Origin of the sequence: Exiguobacterium sp. s5 (assembly GCF_018618075.1) — a bacterium.
Taxonomy (GTDB): Bacteria; Bacillota; Bacilli; order Exiguobacteriales; family Exiguobacteriaceae; genus Exiguobacterium; species Exiguobacterium mexicanum_A.
In genome coordinates this window covers 489310-505699 of the sequence record NZ_JACSLK010000002.1, presented here as the reverse complement: position 1 = coordinate 505699, position 16390 = coordinate 489310, and the positions used below count along the sequence as shown (strand labels likewise).

At 53.9% G+C, this 16390-nt stretch carries 18 protein-coding genes; 10 read left to right on the top strand and 8 right to left on the bottom strand.

The features are described 5' to 3' along the window. Positions 1-12 precede the first annotated feature (12 nt). Entirely contained in the window at positions 13-627 is a 615-nt protein-coding gene (locus KNP60_RS06670; RefSeq protein ID WP_214797163.1) for a class I SAM-dependent methyltransferase, read from the top strand. A gap of 19 nt (positions 628-646) precedes the next feature. Here KNP60_RS06670 and KNP60_RS06665 read toward each other — a convergent pair whose 3' ends face one another. The 4 genes from KNP60_RS06665 to KNP60_RS06650 all read right to left on the bottom strand — a co-directional run bounded on the left by KNP60_RS06665 (position 647) and on the right by KNP60_RS06650 (position 3214). Continuing rightward, on the bottom strand, positions 647-841 hold the full coding sequence (locus tag KNP60_RS06665) for a hypothetical protein (protein ID WP_034776662.1): 195 nt from the start codon (positions 839-841) through the stop codon (positions 647-649). A gap of 106 nt (positions 842-947) precedes the next feature. Continuing rightward, a complete protein-coding gene (locus tag KNP60_RS06660; protein ID WP_214797162.1) occupies positions 948-1496 on the bottom strand; it encodes a cysteine hydrolase family protein in 549 nt (182 codons plus the stop codon). Positions 1497-1560: 64 nt separating this feature from the next. Further along, a complete protein-coding gene (locus tag KNP60_RS06655; RefSeq protein ID WP_034776666.1) occupies positions 1561-2298 on the bottom strand; it encodes an ABC transporter permease in 738 nt (245 codons plus the stop codon). After that, on the bottom strand, positions 2276-3214 hold the full coding sequence (locus tag KNP60_RS06650) for an ABC transporter ATP-binding protein (RefSeq protein ID WP_214797161.1): 939 nt from the start codon (positions 3212-3214) through the stop codon (positions 2276-2278). Before KNP60_RS06650 ends, KNP60_RS06655 begins: the two co-directional genes overlap by 23 nt. 334 nt (positions 3215-3548) lie before the next feature. Here KNP60_RS06650 and KNP60_RS06645 point away from each other — a divergent pair, with 334 nt between their 5' ends. Together KNP60_RS06645 and odhB are read left to right on the top strand one after the other, a co-directional pair. Beyond that, a complete protein-coding gene (locus tag KNP60_RS06645; protein ID WP_034776671.1) occupies positions 3549-6395 on the top strand; it encodes a 2-oxoglutarate dehydrogenase E1 component in 2847 nt (948 codons plus the stop codon). A gap of 18 nt (positions 6396-6413) precedes the next feature. Further along, positions 6414-7691: a 2-oxoglutarate dehydrogenase complex dihydrolipoyllysine-residue succinyltransferase gene (gene odhB / locus KNP60_RS06640; protein ID WP_214797160.1), complete on the top strand. Its 1278-nt coding sequence runs from the start codon at positions 6414-6416 to the stop codon at positions 7689-7691. Positions 7692-7728: 37 nt separating this feature from the next. Here the strand turns inward: odhB and KNP60_RS06635 are convergent, their stop codons facing one another. Beyond that, on the bottom strand, positions 7729-9321 hold the full coding sequence (locus KNP60_RS06635) for a diguanylate cyclase domain-containing protein (protein WP_214797159.1): 1593 nt from the start codon (positions 9319-9321) through the stop codon (positions 7729-7731). Positions 9322-9478: 157 nt separating this feature from the next. Between KNP60_RS06635 and KNP60_RS06630 the strand changes: the two genes are divergently transcribed. The 4 genes from KNP60_RS06630 (at position 9479) to KNP60_RS06615 (ending at position 12345) form a co-directional block, all read left to right on the top strand. After that, complete coding sequence (locus KNP60_RS06630; protein ID WP_214797158.1) at positions 9479-10150, top strand: DsbA family protein; 672 nt, start codon at positions 9479-9481, stop codon at positions 10148-10150. Then, complete coding sequence (locus KNP60_RS06625; protein WP_214797157.1) at positions 10147-10563, top strand: disulfide oxidoreductase; 417 nt, start codon at positions 10147-10149, stop codon at positions 10561-10563. The genes KNP60_RS06630 and KNP60_RS06625 overlap by 4 nt, the downstream gene beginning before the upstream one ends. Positions 10564-10574: 11 nt before the next feature. Further along, the gene (locus tag KNP60_RS06620) at positions 10575-11162 is read left to right on the top strand and encodes an SCO family protein (RefSeq protein ID WP_034776677.1); all 588 of its coding nucleotides are present in this window, start codon (positions 10575-10577) and stop codon (positions 11160-11162) included. A gap of 88 nt (positions 11163-11250) precedes the next feature. Beyond that, a complete protein-coding gene (locus tag KNP60_RS06615) occupies positions 11251-12345 on the top strand; it encodes an MBL fold metallo-hydrolase (RefSeq protein ID WP_251131349.1) in 1095 nt (364 codons plus the stop codon). Positions 12346-12367: 22 nt separating this feature from the next. Here the strand turns inward: KNP60_RS06615 and KNP60_RS06610 are convergent, their stop codons facing one another. After that, positions 12368-13585: an MFS transporter gene (locus KNP60_RS06610; protein ID WP_214797156.1), complete on the bottom strand. Its 1218-nt coding sequence runs from the start codon at positions 13583-13585 to the stop codon at positions 12368-12370. 139 nt (positions 13586-13724) lie between these two features. On the opposite strand from KNP60_RS06610, the gene relB reads away from it, so the two are divergent. Together relB and KNP60_RS06600 are read left to right on the top strand one after the other, a co-directional pair. Further along, on the top strand, positions 13725-13949 hold the full coding sequence (gene relB / locus KNP60_RS06605) for a type II toxin-antitoxin system RelB family antitoxin (protein WP_214797155.1): 225 nt from the start codon (positions 13725-13727) through the stop codon (positions 13947-13949). Further along, on the top strand, positions 13946-14215 hold the full coding sequence (locus KNP60_RS06600) for a type II toxin-antitoxin system RelE family toxin (RefSeq protein ID WP_214710439.1): 270 nt from the start codon (positions 13946-13948) through the stop codon (positions 14213-14215). Before relB ends, KNP60_RS06600 begins: the two co-directional genes overlap by 4 nt. Before the next feature lie 89 nt (positions 14216-14304). Here the strand turns inward: KNP60_RS06600 and KNP60_RS06595 are convergent, their stop codons facing one another. Next, entirely contained in the window at positions 14305-15000 is a 696-nt protein-coding gene (locus KNP60_RS06595) for a DsbA family oxidoreductase (RefSeq protein ID WP_214797154.1), read from the bottom strand. An 87-nt stretch (positions 15001-15087) separates the two neighbouring features. Next, the gene (gene trhA, locus KNP60_RS06590; protein ID WP_214797153.1) at positions 15088-15732 is read right to left on the bottom strand and encodes a PAQR family membrane homeostasis protein TrhA; all 645 of its coding nucleotides are present in this window, start codon (positions 15730-15732) and stop codon (positions 15088-15090) included. A gap of 125 nt (positions 15733-15857) precedes the next feature. Here trhA and KNP60_RS06585 point away from each other — a divergent pair, with 125 nt between their 5' ends. Beyond that, positions 15858-16382, top strand: a complete 525-nt coding sequence (locus KNP60_RS06585) for a DUF1836 domain-containing protein (protein WP_034776685.1) — start codon at positions 15858-15860, stop codon at positions 16380-16382. The last annotated feature ends 8 nt before the right edge of the window (positions 16383-16390 follow it).

Here is a 16390-nt window from a genome sequence, read left to right as displayed (position 1 = left end):
AAGGAGAACGAGATGACATTAGATTATACGGGAGAACGGGTCATCCCAGATCGCATGGACCCGCTGAACGGCTTGTTGCTTGAACATATCGCCCGCTATCATTTCGCCCTCTTATACATGAACGGACGCGTCCTCGATTTTGCGAGCGGGAGCGGATACGGCAGTCAATTGATCGCCAAGAACTTGAAAGGGACCGTGACCGAGGTCGTCGCGCTCGACTTGTCGGAAGAGGCGACGCGCTATGCGAAAGGGAGATATCACCATCCGAACGTGGCCTATGTAGTAGGCGACGTGTTAGACCGGACGTTGCCGGAGAAACTCGGGACGTTCGACTGCATCGTCAGCTTCGAGACGATCGAACACGTGACCGACTATGAGGCGTTCATGGCGAACGTGTGGGAACTCTTGAAGCCAGGGGGGATTTTGGTGTTATCGACGCCATTCGGGCAAGGTGTCGGGCAACCGACGAATGAACCGTTCCATGCCCACCAGTTCACCGAGGCCGAGTTTGAGGAATTATTTACGCCATTCACGTCGACCGAATTTTATTATCAACGAGGTGTGCTCGTCGAACCGAAACGGGGGACGCGCCATTATCCAATCGGCATCACCGTCGCGGTCAAATAAAAAATCCCGATGAACGAAGTCATCGGGTAATGAAATAGTATAACAGGCCGAGCGCCACGAAGGAGATCGGGAACAGGACGATATACGTCCACGACACCATCGACCAGCTTTTCTTTTGACTGTAGTCTGATTTGTCTTTCCCGAGTCCGACCATGATCGTAAAAATGAGGGCAATCAAGCAAACGAGTAATGATAATCCGATTGTGAGATACATATTGTCACATCCTTCATTGTTTCTTCATATATCAAGCATAGCTGAAAACGTAACGAAAAAGCCTCTGAAATGTTGGGATTCTGTGTCCAACAGTCAGAGGCTTTTATCACACCTGGGTATCCTTTATATACGTGTCGGCATCATCGATTGGAATGCCGAGCGCCTCGTGGATGACGGTCAAGGCGCTGTCGTTGCGCTTGTCCGTCTCTGCGGCGACACAGTCGCGCGGGACGTGGAGCTCATACTCGCGCATATAGCCGTCGTTCGCCGAGAACAGGATGCAGATATCCGAGGCGACACCGGTCAAGACGAGCGATGTGACGTCAAGTTGACGCAGCAAGATATCGAGCTGTGTCCCGTAAAACGTCGAATGTCGCGGCTTGATGATGAAGTACTCTTTCTCTTCCGGCGCGATCCGTTTGGCGATGGCGCTGCCTTTCGAAGACTCGACGTGCCGGATGATATCCTCGGTGCTGTCTTTCCACTGCCCGAAGTTATCGTTGCAGTAGATGACCGGCCAGTCATTCTCTTTAAAGTGATGTTTCAGTTTCAAAATCGGGTCGACGATCGGCTCCGTATGTCGAAACAGGTCGTCCCCACCGACGAAGTCGAAGTCGTTAAACAGATCGATGATGAGTAACGCCGTCTTTGGCATCGTGGTCCCTCCATTCAAAGAAGTCTCTGTATAGGAAGTACCACACTCGTTCAGACGTTAATCGTCATTCAGCAAACGTTTTGCTGCGGAACATGAACGCCGTGATGATATAGAAGGCGACGATGTGAATCAAGACGTAGAACGCCGAGAACCAAATCGTCACGTCCATCGTCTCCATGAAACCTGGGCTTTGGTAGTAGATCGACAAGTCCGTGTGTAGGAAGACGATCCATTTGGCGATGGCCGGTTTCCACGCGATGAGAAGACCACCGATCATCGTCGAGACGAAGTTTGCGAGCACGGTGAAGCCGATCACGACCCCGACCGATTTGAAGACGACTGAGAACATGAGCGTCAAGAAGATGACGAACACGCCGCTCGAGACGCTAAGCAGGACATTGCGGAACTGCTCGAGCGTCAACTCCCCGTCGAGCGTCAACGCAAAACCGTACGTGACGGCAAGGATGAACACGAACTGGGCGAGCATGATGAGAAGGGCGGCCACAAGTTTCGACAGTAAAATTCGATCGCGTGAGTACGGGCTCATGAGTAAATGCTTCAACGTATCAAATTTCAACTCGTTCCCAATCATCTCAGCGGTGAACACGATCGTGAAGATGCCGAGGAACGTCATCGCCGCCATCGTCGCATAGTTGACGAACGTTTCCGCGTCACCTGGGTTGTTGCCGCTCCGGACGATGAAGTACGTTAAGACGATGATCCCAGTGTACATACCGAGTGCGACGAGCGGTTTAATCGTACGTCGCCATTTCATGAACTCATTGGCTAGTAATGAACGCATTGTTCGTGCCTCCTTCTTTTTTCGTCAATTTCAAGAACTGTTCTTCGAGTGTCTCGTGTTTCATCCCAATCTGATAGACGGCGATGTCACGTTCGACGAGATGTTTCAACAAATGCGGGATATCGGCTTCCGGACGCGGGACGATGAACGTCTCAGCTGACTGTTGAATGATTTTCACATCATCAAAAGCGAGTGCGACGACATCGAGCGCTTCGTTCATCTGCTCGCGGCCGACTTTACAGAGGATGACACTCTCCGTTTTGGCCTCACCGTCTCCGCCTTGGACCGACTTGATTTGTCCTTGATCGATGATGGCGAACCGGTCGGTGATCAGTTCCATCTCGCTCAATAAGTGACTCGAGATGAGGATGGCGATGCCGCGGTGGTCGGCTAAATGCCGTAAGTAGTTGCGCAAATCAGCGATGCCTGCTGGGTCGAGACCGTTTGTCGGCTCGTCGAGGATCAATACTTTCGGGTTATGGAGCAGGGCACGGGCGATGCCGAGTCGCTGTTTCATCCCGAGTGAGTATTGTTTCACTTTCATATCGAGCTTTGTCTCAAGTCCGACGAGGGCACCGAGGGCGTTCAAGTCGACTTTCTTTAGACCAGGAATCAAATTCATCGCGTGAATCAGGTTCTCGCGGCCCGTCAAATACGGATAGAAGGCAGGGTTTTCGACGATGGCACCGATGCGACTGAGCGCTTGTTGGCGTTCTGTCGAGACGTCGAATCCGTCGACGGTCACTTTGCCGTGTGTTGCTGGCATGAGGCCGGTGATAATACGGATCGTCGTCGTCTTCCCGGCGCCGTTCGGTCCGAGGAAGCCAAAGATTTCTCCGGGCGTGACGTCAAAACTGACATTCGTCAGGACGTTCGTCTGGCCCATTTTCTTGTGTACATTTTGTACGGATAACATAGGGTCACCTTGCTTTCGTTGAGAGTATTTTCCAACTGGACACCTTTATATACGGACTGGATTGAAACAAGGTTTCACCTTTTTTTGAAACTGTTGAAACAAAGCGTTGATTTCACAATTAGTTGATAAGGAAAACTTATTGAAATAGTATGGACGAATTGTGAATTTGAAAGGGTCTTTCCACAGGGAAAGGTGTAGTATGAAGAGGAGAGAAAGAGGCAAGATTTGGCTCTTTTTGCAGGACGAATCAGATGGATGAACTGCTTCGTGCTTAATGTTAAAATGAAAGCGTTCACACATCGGACGCACAGGAACGGATAGGGGGATTTATTCAATGGGAGAGTCGTCGAACGGTCGCGAAGAAGTGCAAGCATTTTATGGTCCAAACTTAGGCTACATCGTTGAATTATATGAGCAATACGTGGAAGACCCAGAATCGGTCGACGCGGAGACGCGTCAATACTTTGACGAACACGGGGCACCGGAAGCGAGCGCACCTGTTGCGCCGGCTGCATCGTTTGATTTAGAGAAAGTCGTGGCAGCGACACGGTTGGTCAATGATATCCGGGCACTCGGCCATAAAGCGGCCGATATCTATCCGCTCAAAGACCACCCGCGCGAACACGGCTTGTTTGCGTTTGACCGTTACGGATTGAGTGAGGCCGACCTCGAGCAAGTACCAGCTCACTTGTTGTCGGAAGACGTGCCAAAACCGGGCGCGAACGCGCTCGAACTCGTTCGTCATTTGCTTGACGTCTATACGGGCACGGTTGCCATCGAGCTCCGCCACTTGGACGATATGGAAGAGAAGCGTTGGATTCGCCGCCGCATCGAGCAAGGCGCATTGAAAGCGAAGTACTCGAAGAACGAAAAAATCGAGCTCTTCCAGCGTCTAGCCGAGACAGAGTTGTTCGAGTCGTTCCTTCATAAAACATACGTCGGACAGAAACGCTTCTCGATCGAAGGGCTCGACGCGATGGTGCCGCTCCTTGACGCCATGGTCGGCGGCCTCATCTCGAGCGGGTCAGAACATATCAATATCGGGATGGCCCACCGCGGACGCTTGAACGTACTCGCGCACGTGCTTGGCAAACCGTACGAGATGATCTTCGCCGAGTTCCAACACGCCCCGAACAAAGAGTTGATCCCGTCGGAAGGATCGATCGGCATCAATTTCGGTTGGTCCGGCGACGTCAAATATCACCTCGGTCTCGACCGCAGAGTGTTAGAAGAGAAGAAAGAGGTCCGTTTGAACCTCGCCAATAACCCGAGTCACCTCGAGTTCGTCGGTTCGGTCGTCGAAGGGTATACGCGTGCCGCGCAAGACGACCGCTCAGAAAAAGGGATGGCGGTCCAACATGACGACAAGGCCGCATCGATCTTGATTCACGGAGACGCCGCGTTCCCAGGTCAAGGAATTGTCGCCGAGACGCTCAACATGACGAACTTGCAAGGCTATCGTACAGCGGGGACGGTCCATGTCATCGCCAACAACACGATCGGCTTCACGACCGACCCGAGCGACTCGCGCTCGACACGTTATGCGAGCGATATCGCCAAAGGCTATGAGATTCCAGTGTTCCACGTCAATGCGGACGACCCGGAAGCGTGTGTCGCCGTCGCCAAACTGTGCAGCGAGTATCGTGCCAAGTTCCATAAAGACATCCTCGTCGACTTGGTCGGTTACCGCCGCTACGGTCATAACGAGATGGATGAGCCGATGAACACGAACCCGGTGCTCTATAAAGCCATCAAAGAACACCAATCGGTCCGTCACGTCTACGCAGATGTGCTCGAAGCGGAAGGTGTCATGTCGAAAGAAGACAAGGCGACGATCGAACAGTCGATTGAGGATCGTCTCAAGTCGGCCCGTGACCTCGTCCCGGCCGAAGAAGAAGATGCCGACATCGTCTTGCCGGAAGCGGTCCATAAAGGATTCCCGTTCGTCGAGACAGGTGTCGAACGTGACGTGCTCCAACAATTGAACGATGAATTGCTCGTCTGGCCGGAAGGCTTCGGCGTGTTCCATAAACTTCAAAAAGTGCTTGACCGTCGCCGTGACGCGTTCGCGGACAATGGGAAAGTCGACTGGGGCCATGCTGAGACGCTCGCCTATGCCTCAATCATCTCGGACGGCACGCCGATCCGCTTGAGCGGGCAAGATTCGGAGCGCGGAACATTCGCGCAGCGTAACATCATGTTGAACGATGTCGAGACAGGCAAGAAGTTCTCGCCGCTCCATCACTTGTCGACGGCGAACGCCTCGTTCTCGGTCCACAACAGCCCGCTCTCAGAAGGCTCGGTACTTGGTTTCGAATACGGATATAACGTGTTCGCCCAAGATACGCTCGTCCTATGGGAAGCACAGTACGGTGACTTCGCCAACTCGGCGCAAGTCATGTTCGACCAGTTCATCTCGGCCGGTCGCGCCAAGTGGGGCCAAAAATCAGGTCTCGTCATGCTGTTGCCACACGGCTATGAAGGCCAAGGGCCAGAGCACTCGAGCGCCCGGATGGAGCGTTACTTGACGCTCGCCGGAGAGAAGAACTGGACGGTCGCGAATTTGTCGACGGCCGCGCAGTACTTCCACATCTTGCGTCGTCAGGCGAAGATGCTCGGTACAGAACAAGTTCGTCCGATGATCATCATGACACCGAAGAGCCTGCTTCGTCATCCGCTTGCAGCCTCATCGGTCGATGAACTGTCCGACAATAACTTCCGTCCGATCATCGAACAAGTTGGTCTCGGTGAGAATCCGGAGCAAGTCGAACGTCTCGTCTTCTGTTCAGGGAAGATGGCAATCGATTTGCAAGAAGCGACGATGAAGTCAGAGGAGTCACTCGACTTCCTGCACATCATCCGCGTCGAAGAAATCTATCCGTTCCCGGTCCGTGAGATCCGTGAATTGATCAGCCGCTATCCGAACGCGAAAGAAATCGTTTGGGTCCAAGAAGAGCCGAAAAACATGGGGGCTTGGACATATATCGAGCCTCGCCTCGAAGCGGTCACGTCGAACCGATTAAATGTCCGTTACGTCGGCCGCCGCCGTCGTTCGAGCCCGGCCGAAGGAAATCCGACGGCCCATAAACAAGAACAAGCACGTATCATCCGTGAAGCCATCTCACGTGACGCCGTCTCGGCTGCTGCCGGCACGAGCACATACCAAAAAGATCGTAAATAAGTTAAGGGGGAACTCATTGTGATCGAAATCAAAGTACCGGAATTAGCAGAGTCCATTACGGAAGGAACGGTCGCGTCATGGCTTAAACAGCCAGGCGACCACGTCGAAAAAGGGGAAGCCATCGTCGAACTCGAGACAGACAAAGTCAACATCGAGGTGCCTGCCGATGAGTCGGGTACGCTCGACGAGCAATTGGCGGCCGAAGGGGACACGGTCCAAGTCGGACAAGTGATCGCCCGCCTCAGCTCAGGATCGGGTGGCGGTACGGCTGTCGCGACGAAGACAAAAGCAGAAGCGGCGACAGAGACAGCTCCGGCACCGGCCGAGACGAAAACAGAGGAAGTCGGCGAAGCGAAGAAAGTCGAACGCCGTGAAGAGCACGTGGCGAGCCCAGGCAAAGGACCAATCGCGACACCGGCGGCCCGTAAATTGGCCCGTGAGAAAGGCATCGACTTGTCGGCCATCCAAACGAACGACCCAATCGGCCGCATCAACGTCCATGATGTGACGAACCACGAGTCGAAACCGGCACCGGCACAAGCACCACAAGCGCCAAAAGCACCGGCAGCGGCAACGCAGCCGACAGCGAGCGGCAAAGATGAAGAGCGCATCAAAATGACGCGTCGTCGTCAAACGATCGCCAACCGCCTCGTCGAAGTGCAACAGACGGCAGCGATGTTGACGACGTTCAATGAAATCGATATGTCGGCCGTCATGGCGCTCCGCAAACGTCGCCAAGAGAAGTTCATCAAAGACAACGACGTCAAACTCGGGTTCATGTCGTTCTTCACGAAGGCGGCCGTCGCGGCGCTCAAACGGATGCCTTACTTGAACGCAGAGATTCAAGGCAACGAGATCGTCTTGAAGAAATACTATGACATCGGCATCGCCGTGTCGGCTCCGGACGGCCTCGTCGTCCCGGTCGTCCGCGAAGCGGATCGCAAAAACTTCGGTGAGATCGAGAAAGACATCTTGCACCTCGCCGATAAAGCCCGCAACAACAAGCTCGGGTTGAGCGACCTCACAGGTGGCACGTTCACGATCACGAACGGTGGCGTCTTCGGCTCACTCTTGTCGACACCGATCTTGAACGGACCACAAGTCGCCATCCTCGGGATGCACTCGATCCAACTCCGTCCGATTGCCATCGACGCGGAAACGATGGAGAACCGTCCGATGATGTACGTGGCGCTCTCGTATGACCACCGCATCGTCGACGGTCGTGAGGCTGTGACGTTCCTCAAGCACATCAAAGACATGATTGAAGACCCAGAACAATTGTTGTTCGAAGCATAAGCAAAAAATCCATGTCGCGTCGGCGACATGGATTTTTTTATGTGAGCGATTCATCGAGCGTGATTTGATGCTTCCCGTTCGCTTTTGAACGATAGAGCGCTTGATCGGCCCGTTCGATGGCGGCGTGCGGCACCGTTTCTGTCTGCCAGAGCGAGGCGCCGATACTGGCCCCGACGCTTGTCGTCCCGCTTTCAATGGCGATCGGTTTGGACAGGGACGCGATAATGTCTTCGCCGATGCGTGTGATGGAGTGTCCGTTCTGTCCGTTCCGTTCGAACAAGAGGAAGAACTCGTCACCGCTCAAACGGACCGGATAGGACCCATCGAGCGTCACTCGTTTCAATCGCTCGGCAATCTTAATCAAGACGTTATCCCCGGCGGCGTGCCCGTATGTATCGTTGATCGCTTTGAAACCGTCGAGATCGATATAGAAACAGACGTATTCGTTCTTTGTCGCCTGGGCTTCGTTCAAATAGTGACGAAGCGCCGTCCGATTGGCGAGCCCGGTCAAAACGTCGCGATGGGCGAGCGACTCGTAATGGACCCGTTCCGTCTCGGATTCGGTGAGTGACGTGACGAGCGATTCTAAGGCGAAAGCGAGCGACTCGATCTCATGAATCCCTGATTGGTGTGGGAACGTCTTCGCTTTGCCTTGTTTCATGAGGGCTGCCGTCTCGGTGATCCGTTTTAGCGGCCGGGTCACGACTGAGGCGAGGAGCCAACCGAGGATGGCCGTCACGAACGAGGCGACGAGGCCGATCGATAAGATGTTCCGCTCGAGTGAGGCAACCGGGGCGAAAGCGACTTCGGCCGGTTGGCGGACGACGACACTCCAGTCGAGGCCGGCGTAATCTTCATAACCTTCCCCGGTGGCGACGCCGGTCAAATAGGATTTCCCGTCCGCCCACGTGTCGACGTGCCATCCGTCGTCTAGTTTCGTCGGGAGCGGTTTCCCGACGAGATGGTCCGGGCCGAGCAACACGGTGTTGTCGCGTCCACTGACGACGAATAGGTCGGTATACTCGGACTGATGGTGAAGCGTCCGGTTGAAGTGGCGGAGTACTTCCTTCCCCCATTCCCAACTCAGGTGAGTCGCGAGCACGCCTTGGAAGGCCCCGTCACGGAACAGCGGGACACTGATGTCGACGAACTGAAGGACTTCACCGGTCGGGTTCGGCAACAGCTCAGCGAGCAATACGGCCTCGTGGACATCCCCGATGAACGGCTCATCCTGGGCTTCTAGAAAGACAGGGCGTTCGCTGATTGAAGCGCCTTCTAATATTCCATTCGTTGAAGCGACGACGTTCCCCGACGCATCGGTCACGCCCATCCATGAGAAAGCGGGGATGTTCGTTTGGACCTGGTCGAGCAGGGCCCGGCTCGAGGCGGGTTCGTTCAAGGCGTCGAGTCCTTGGAGCAATTGGATCTCTTGATAGCGCGACCACATGTAGAAGTCGAGCTTATCGACGAGCTGGTGCGACGTCATCGACAACCGTTCCCCGATCTCTGCTTCGAGTGAGGCGGCGGAGCGTTGGCTGGTCATGTACGTTAGCGTGATGGTGAGCAAAAAGACGAGTGTGGCGATGCTGAGCGCCAAGATCAGGCCGAGGCGCATCGAAAATGATTTCATGAACAAATTCCTCCTACAGTGACAATCTCCACTCTGTTCATCGTCATCTTTGCCGTGACATGAAGCGAAGTTACGAAAAAACAAGGGTGATTTCGTGGAAACAGATAACGCTTTCGTTATAATGAAAGACGAATCGATACAAATAGAGGTGAGACAAATGAAACAGAATAAACTATTGGTCATCGCGACGCTGCTCGCGGTCGCCCTCGTGGCCGTTGTGGTCGTTCTCTTGAACCGGCCGGCCGAACAAGCGGAGACGGCGGCACCGGTAAAGGCAGAGCATGTGTCGACCGAAGGACAGCCGACGCTCGGAGATGCGGACGCACCCGTCTCGGTCGTCGAGTTCGGGGATTACAAATGCCCGTCTTGTAAACAGTGGGGTGAGACGGTCTATCCGAAGTTGAAGCAAGACTATATCGACACAGGGAAAATCAGTTTCAGCTACATCAACGTCCTGTTCCACGGACAAGAGTCGATTTTGGCATCGCTCGCGTCAGAGTCGGTGTATAAACAAGACCCGGACGCGTTCTGGGATTTCCATAAGGCGCTCTACGACGCGCAACCGGCGAGTCAGCAGCACGACGAGGCATGGGTCACGGTCGAGCGGTTGACAGAGATTGCGAGCGAGACGACATCGGTCGACGTGGCGAAGCTCGAGGACGACTTGAGTGAGAACTCGACGGTGCTCGACAAAGTGAGCCTCGATGACGGGCTCGTCAAAGAGCACGGCGTCCAGTTCACCCCATCGATCATGATCAACGGGGTCATGCTCGAAGACCCGTTTGACTATGAGACGATTGAACGCTTAATCGAGCAAGGCACACCATGAAGCAGTCGTTCTTGACCCGTTATGGTCTCTATCTCGCTTGGCTCGTCGCCCTCACAGCGACGCTCGGCAGTCTTTACTTCAGTGAGATTCGCGAGTTCGTGCCATGTGAGCTTTGCTGGATTCAACGCATCTTCATGTATCCGCTCGTCATCCTGCTCGGCGTTGCCGTGTTCACGGACGACAGGGCGGTGAAGAAGTATGTATTGCCGCTGTCGATGATCGGCGGTCTCGTTTCTTTGTACCACTACTTGGTCCAAAAAGTGCCCGGGTTTGCCGACATCAAACCGTGTGTCGCAGGCGTACCTTGTAACGTGCAGTACATCAATTGGTTCGGGTTCGTGACGATCCCGTTCCTTGCCTTGACGGCATTTATTTTAATCACGCTCCTCGTTTGGCGCGTGAAACGCAACTGACAACGAAGGAGATGGAACGTGTGAAGAAATGGATGCTTTTCGGGCTGATCAGCCTCATGGTGGTGCTCGCCGCATGCGGCAACGAAATCGAAGACCCGCTCAACTGGGAGATCGAGTCGTTCAATTATATGAATCAAAATGAAGAGATGGTCAGTCTCGATGATTTGAAAGGGAAGGTATGGATGGCCGACTTCGTGTTCACAAACTGTGAGACGGTCTGTCCACCGATGACGTACAACATGACAAAGCTCAATGAGGCGCTCGTTGAGGAAGGGGTCGAGGATGTCCAGTTCGTGTCGTTCAGCGTCGATCCGACCGTCGACACGCCAGACAAAATCAAAGAGTTCATGGCAAACTACGACTTGGCACAGGCCGACTGGCAGTTCTTGACGGGCTACTCGCAGGAGGAGATTGAGGCGTTCGCGCAACAGAACTTCAAGGCGCTCGTTCGTAAACCGGCAGAGGGCACGCAAGTCGATCACGGGACATCCTTCTACCTCGTCGACCAAGACGGGAAAATCATCAAAGTGTATCCCGGTTTCCAAGAGGTACCGCTCGAGGATATCGTGAACGATATCAAGATTTTACAAGAATCATGAGACGGCCATGTGCCGTCTTTTTCTGTATTCAAAAACAGGGAAATCGGCGCTAGTACCGTATAATGAAAACGTAGAGGAGTGGATGAACATGAAGAAGACATTATTATTTTCATTGATGGGCATGGCAGCCGTGACGGGGACCGTGCTCACCCAATATAAACCGCTCGGGAAAAAACCGAAAACGCTACGGTCGCCGAACCTCGTGAACGGCAAGTTCCGCAATCAGCTCGAGACGCCGATGCGGTTTTCAACGGACGACATGATCTCGATGTCGAAGGAATATTTGAACCCGGACTCGCTTCGGAAACCGAGTGAGCGGTTGCCGGTCGTCCCAATCGACTTCAGCGAGAAACTCGGTTCGAGCTTCACCCGCATCTATTGGCTCGGCCATTCGGCGATGCTCGTCCAAATGGATAGCAAGACGATGCTTGTCGACCCGATGTTCGGCCGGAGCCCGTCGCCGCTCCCGTTCGCAAAGAACGAGCGGTTCAGCGAGGATTTGCCGTTCGAGCTCAACGACTTACCAGATATCGATGTCGTCCTGCTCACGCATGACCATTACGATCATTTGGACTATGCGACGATTCAAACAATCAAAGACAAGGTCGCGGTCTTCATCGTCCCGCTCGGTGTCGGTAGCCACTTGAAACGGTGGGGCGTCGGGGCGGAACGCATCGTCGAACGCGATTGGGGCGAGACGTACAACTTCGGGCCATGGACGTTCGTCTGCACGCCGGCTCGGCATTTTTCGGGCCGCTCGCTCACTGACCGCAACGCGACGCTCTGGGCGTCATGGGTCGTCCTCGGTGAGACGGATCGCCTGTTCTTCAGTGGGGACGGTGGATACGGGCCGCACTTTAAAGAGATTGGTGATGCGTACGGACCGTTCGACTTCGCAGCGCTCGAGTGCGGCCAATACGACGAGCGTTGGCCGGACGTGCATATGCAACCGACTGAGACGGCACAGGCGTTCCGGGACGTGCGGGCCGACAAGATGCTCCCGATCCATTGGGGCGCGTTCACGTTATCGTTCCATGCCTGGTTCGACCCAGCTGAGCAGATGGTGGGGCTCTTACCACGAGAGGACGTGCTCACGCCACGGATCGGTGAGCGGATCACGCTCGACGGACGGAACGACACGACCAACTGGTGGCGTGACATCGAAGACATGAACAAGCGCTGACCGAATTCGGTCAGCGCTTGTTTTACGACGAGATTCGTTCGGCCTCGTCCGTTTCGATATGCAATTTGTGTTTGCGCGTGTAGACGAGGAATGCACCCGTCATGAGGATCGAGCTGATCCCGAACAAGACGACCATGAGCTGTAAGCCGATCAAGTCGAGGAAGAAGCCAGTGACGAGCAACACGACTTGGAAGACGATCCGGTCGAGCATGTTCCGGAACGAGAAGAAGCGGCCGTGATAGTCTTTCGGCATCCGTGTCTGGAAAATCGTCACGGCCGTCGGGAAGAAGCAACCGACCGAGAAGCCGAACAAGACGAATGCGGCGATCGAGACGGCCGGGATGTCGGCGAAGTAAAGCATGAGCTGGGCGACCCCGATCAAAAACGAGAACGTGAACAAGATGGAGAACACGGAGAACTTCTCACCGATCCGTTTGATGAGGAACGCACCGACCATGAAGGCAATCCCTTCGGCCGTGTAAATCCATCCTTTGATCGCCGTCGAGTCTTGCAGCTCGCTAATGTTGATGACGAGTAAGTTGAACCCGCCGATGAAGAGGAGCGGGATGAGCGTCATGACGAGCGTCATAAAGATGACCGGAATCGATTTGATGATCGGAAAGACGTCCTTGAACCCGCCGGACGACTTGGCGTCCACTTTCTTTGCAGACGGGACGGTCGTCTCGTCGATCTTCAAGAACCACGTCGCGACGGCGAGAAGCAGATAAGCGACAAGCGAGAGCGCGTAGACGTCACGGAGCGAGATGAGCGTGAGCAAGATGCCGGCGATGGCCGTCCCGATGACACGCGACAGCGTCGATACGTTCATATGCACCCCGTTCAAGGCGAGCAACTCCCGTTCTTTGACGATGAGCGGGATAGCCGCCTGGAGCGCCGGGAAGTAGAACGCGGCCGACCCTTGCAGGAAGACGAGGAAGACGACCATCCACAGCACGCTTCCCGTCTCGATGGCGACGAACATGAACAGGACGCTCAGCGCCCGGACAATACTTGAGATGAGCATGATTTTCTTTTTCGAGCCTTGGTCGGTGAGTCGACCGGCGAGCGGCCCGATGGCGACCCCGGCGAGCAGTCCGCCAGCGAGGATGAGCGCCTTGACGAAGTCAGACGGCACTTTCTCCTGCATGAACTCCAAGTTGCCGATGATGCCGAGCCAAAGCCCGAGACCGGCGACGAACTCCCCGGTCAAGATGATCCAGACGTTGCGATTTTTCCACATATGGTTAAGTCCTCGATTCTTATTAGCTAATAATAATTATCCTTCAGAACGATTTAGAAAGCTACAAAAAAGAAGCCGGGATTCGGCTATACAAATATGTATTTTCGTAATACAATGTATTACAAAGGAGGACGATCATATGAGTACAATATCTGTTCGACTCGACGAAGAGGATGCACGTCTCATTAGAGAGTATGCGAAAACGAAGAATCTTACCCTTTCCACTCTCGTCCGCGATGCTGTTTTAGAACGAATTGAGGATGAACTCGATTTAAAATTGTATTATGAAGCCATGAATGCTCATCAAGAGCATTCTGAGGCAATTTCATTCGACGACATGATGAAGGATTTAAACTTGAAATGAAAGTTTATCAAGTCGCATTCGAACGAAATGCTCAAAAAACATTGAAAAAGATGGATCCCCAACAGGCGCGGATCATCATGGCCTGGATCAAGAAAAACTTGGTCGGAACAGATGATCCGCGCCGTCATGGGAAAGGGCTAGTTGCCAATCACTCTGGCGAATGGCGGTATCGCATTGGTGATTATCGTCTAATTGCAGATATTCAAGACGAGACAATCACAATTCTCATTTTAGAAATCGGTCATCGCAGAGATATCTACAAGTAAAACATGGCGTATACATAAGGTTTTTTAAGAAAACCCTAAAAAGCATTCGTCCATATATGGGCGAATGCTTTGCTTTTGTTCGTGTAACATCAGATATCGCAGTTGTCGTCCGTGCACGTCGCGCCACCCGAGAGCACTTGAAGCGTCGGTGCCGATTCGGCCCACGTCTTCTCAAGCACTTGTGTGAACGCCTCGGTCGGTTGCGCGCCAGAGACGCCATATTTTCCGTCAAAGACGAAGAACGGGACGCCGGTGATGCCGAGGTCGCTTGCACGCTTCTCTTCAGCGCGAACGTCTTCTGTGTATACGTCTGAAGCGAGCACGTCTTTCACGGCGTCAGCATCGAGTCCGACACTTGTCGCAATCTCGACGAGGACGTCGTGGTCGCCGATATGTTTCGCGTCGACGAAGTACGCCTTGAGGAGCGCTTCTGACAGTTCTTTCTCTTTGCCGACCGTCTTCGCATAGTGCGTCAATCGGTGCGAGTCGAGTGTGCCCGTGACGACCATGTTGTCGAAATCGTACTCAAGTCCGACGGTGCGGGCCTGGGCAGCGACTTGTGCCGTCGTGCCTTTCGCCTGCTCGAGCGGCATGCTGTATTTCTTCGCGAGTGCTTCGTAAATCGAGCGCGAGTCCGTCGTCGGGGCGTTCGGGTCGAGCTCGAAGCTCATGAACTCCACTTCGACGTTGTCCGCGTGCGGGAACTGTTCGAGTGCTTCTTCTAAACGGCGCTTGCCGATATAACAGAACGGGCAAACATAGTCTGACCAAACTTCAATTTTCATCATAAATCCCTCCTACAGTCAGTGTAGGATGTCTTGAATTCGAAGTAAATGAATGTGCTCATGAAAAAAAGCCCTCACGAGGAGGACTTAGAAGACGTACCAGAACACGCAGACGAAGTGGGCGAAGCTGCCGAACAAGATGAACAAGTGGAACACTTCGTGGAAGCCCCAACCGCGCCAGTTGACGAACTTCGGTTTGAAGCCGTAGATGAGCCCGCCAATCGTGTACATGACACCGCCAAGGATGAGCCAGAAGATGCCGGCGTTGCCGATCACGTCATGAAGCGGCCCGATGAAGAACACGGACAACCAACCCATGCCGATATAGAGTGCCGTCGACAAGAAGCGCGGCGCGTGGAACCAGACGAGCTTGAAGATGATTCCGAACAAGGCGAGCGCGTGGACGGTACCGAACAACACCCAGCGCGTCGGTCCTTCGAGCGCGAGCAACGTGAGCGGGGCATACGTCCCGGCGATCAAGGCGTAAATCATCGCATGATCGATTCTTCGGAAGAAGGCGATGACGTTCGGCGAGGCGATGATGCTGTGGTACAGGCCGGACGACAAATAGAGGAAGACGAGGCTAATCCCAAACAAGATCGCAGCCATGATGGCGAGCGGCGACCCGAGCAGAGACGCTTTCACCGTCATCGCAATCAACGCGATGAACGCGAGCACGGCCCCGGCCAAATGGGTCAGTGCATTAATCGGTTCCCGAAAAATCGAATTCATGTAAAAACACTCCTTATCACGTCATGTAGTATCCATAACTACATGATAAGCTGTATACGGAAGAACAACAAGGTTTTTGTTTCGACAATTCCGGTTTGTCCGTATACTGAAGGGGAGGTGATCCAATGAAACCGCACGAGATTGTAGAGACGGAAGGGACGTTGCCGAAGCAGGTGCTCCCGACGATCGACTTATATATGGACCAAGTCATCCAGCTGTTTGAGCAACATTACGGCAAGATGAAACGAAGCGACGATGAGACGATTTTGACGAAGACGATGATCAACAACTACGCCAAGGGCAAGTTGTTCCATCCTGTCAAAAACAAGAAATACACGAACGAGCACTTGATGTTGCTTAGCCTGATTTACGAGATGAAAGGATTGCTCTCGATCAATGACATCAAAGAGACGCTCCGGCCATTGAACGAGTCGGACGAGGGTTTCTCGCTCGAGGACTTCTATGACGCGTACCAGGTTCAGAAGGAGCAGAACATGCAGGCGTTCGAGGCGCAGGCCGAGACGCTCCTCGCCAACGTGCGCACGAACGAGACGAACGGCATCCAACAGTCGCTCGCCATCGCCTCGGCCGTCCATATGAGCCACTTGTTCCAACGGCTCGCCGAACAGTTGATTGATGAAGGCAAATGAAAAATGGC

Excerpts from the sequence above, each read along its gene's own strand:
- KNP60_RS06670 (WP_214797163.1), top strand. The coding sequence starts at position 13 with ATGACATTAGATTATACGGGAGAACGGGTCATCCCAGATCGCATGGAC.
- KNP60_RS06665 (WP_034776662.1), bottom strand. The coding sequence starts at position 841 with ATGTATCTCACAATCGGATTATCATTACTCGTTTGCTTGATTGCCCTC.
- KNP60_RS06660 (WP_214797162.1), bottom strand. The coding sequence starts at position 1,496 with ATGCCAAAGACGGCGTTACTCATCATCGATCTGTTTAACGACTTCGAC.
- KNP60_RS06655 (WP_034776666.1), bottom strand. The coding sequence starts at position 2,298 with ATGCGTTCATTACTAGCCAATGAGTTCATGAAATGGCGACGTACGATT.
- KNP60_RS06650 (WP_214797161.1), bottom strand. The coding sequence starts at position 3,214 with ATGTTATCCGTACAAAATGTACACAAGAAAATGGGCCAGACGAACGTC.
- KNP60_RS06645 (WP_034776671.1), top strand. The coding sequence starts at position 3,549 with ATGGGAGAGTCGTCGAACGGTCGCGAAGAAGTGCAAGCATTTTATGGT.
- KNP60_RS06635 (WP_214797159.1), bottom strand. The coding sequence starts at position 9,321 with ATGAAATCATTTTCGATGCGCCTCGGCCTGATCTTGGCGCTCAGCATC.
- KNP60_RS06630 (WP_214797158.1), top strand. The coding sequence starts at position 9,479 with ATGAAACAGAATAAACTATTGGTCATCGCGACGCTGCTCGCGGTCGCC.
- KNP60_RS06625 (WP_214797157.1), top strand. The coding sequence starts at position 10,147 with ATGAAGCAGTCGTTCTTGACCCGTTATGGTCTCTATCTCGCTTGGCTC.
- KNP60_RS06620 (WP_034776677.1), top strand. The coding sequence starts at position 10,575 with ATGGAACGTGTGAAGAAATGGATGCTTTTCGGGCTGATCAGCCTCATG.
- KNP60_RS06615 (WP_251131349.1), top strand. The coding sequence starts at position 11,251 with ATGAAGAAGACATTATTATTTTCATTGATGGGCATGGCAGCCGTGACG.
- KNP60_RS06610 (WP_214797156.1), bottom strand. The coding sequence starts at position 13,585 with ATGTGGAAAAATCGCAACGTCTGGATCATCTTGACCGGGGAGTTCGTC.
- relB (WP_214797155.1), top strand. The coding sequence starts at position 13,725 with ATGAGTACAATATCTGTTCGACTCGACGAAGAGGATGCACGTCTCATT.
- KNP60_RS06600 (WP_214710439.1), top strand. The coding sequence starts at position 13,946 with ATGAAAGTTTATCAAGTCGCATTCGAACGAAATGCTCAAAAAACATTG.
- KNP60_RS06595 (WP_214797154.1), bottom strand. The coding sequence starts at position 15,000 with ATGAAAATTGAAGTTTGGTCAGACTATGTTTGCCCGTTCTGTTATATC.
- trhA (WP_214797153.1), bottom strand. The coding sequence starts at position 15,732 with ATGAATTCGATTTTTCGGGAACCGATTAATGCACTGACCCATTTGGCC.
- KNP60_RS06585 (WP_034776685.1), top strand. The coding sequence starts at position 15,858 with ATGAAACCGCACGAGATTGTAGAGACGGAAGGGACGTTGCCGAAGCAG.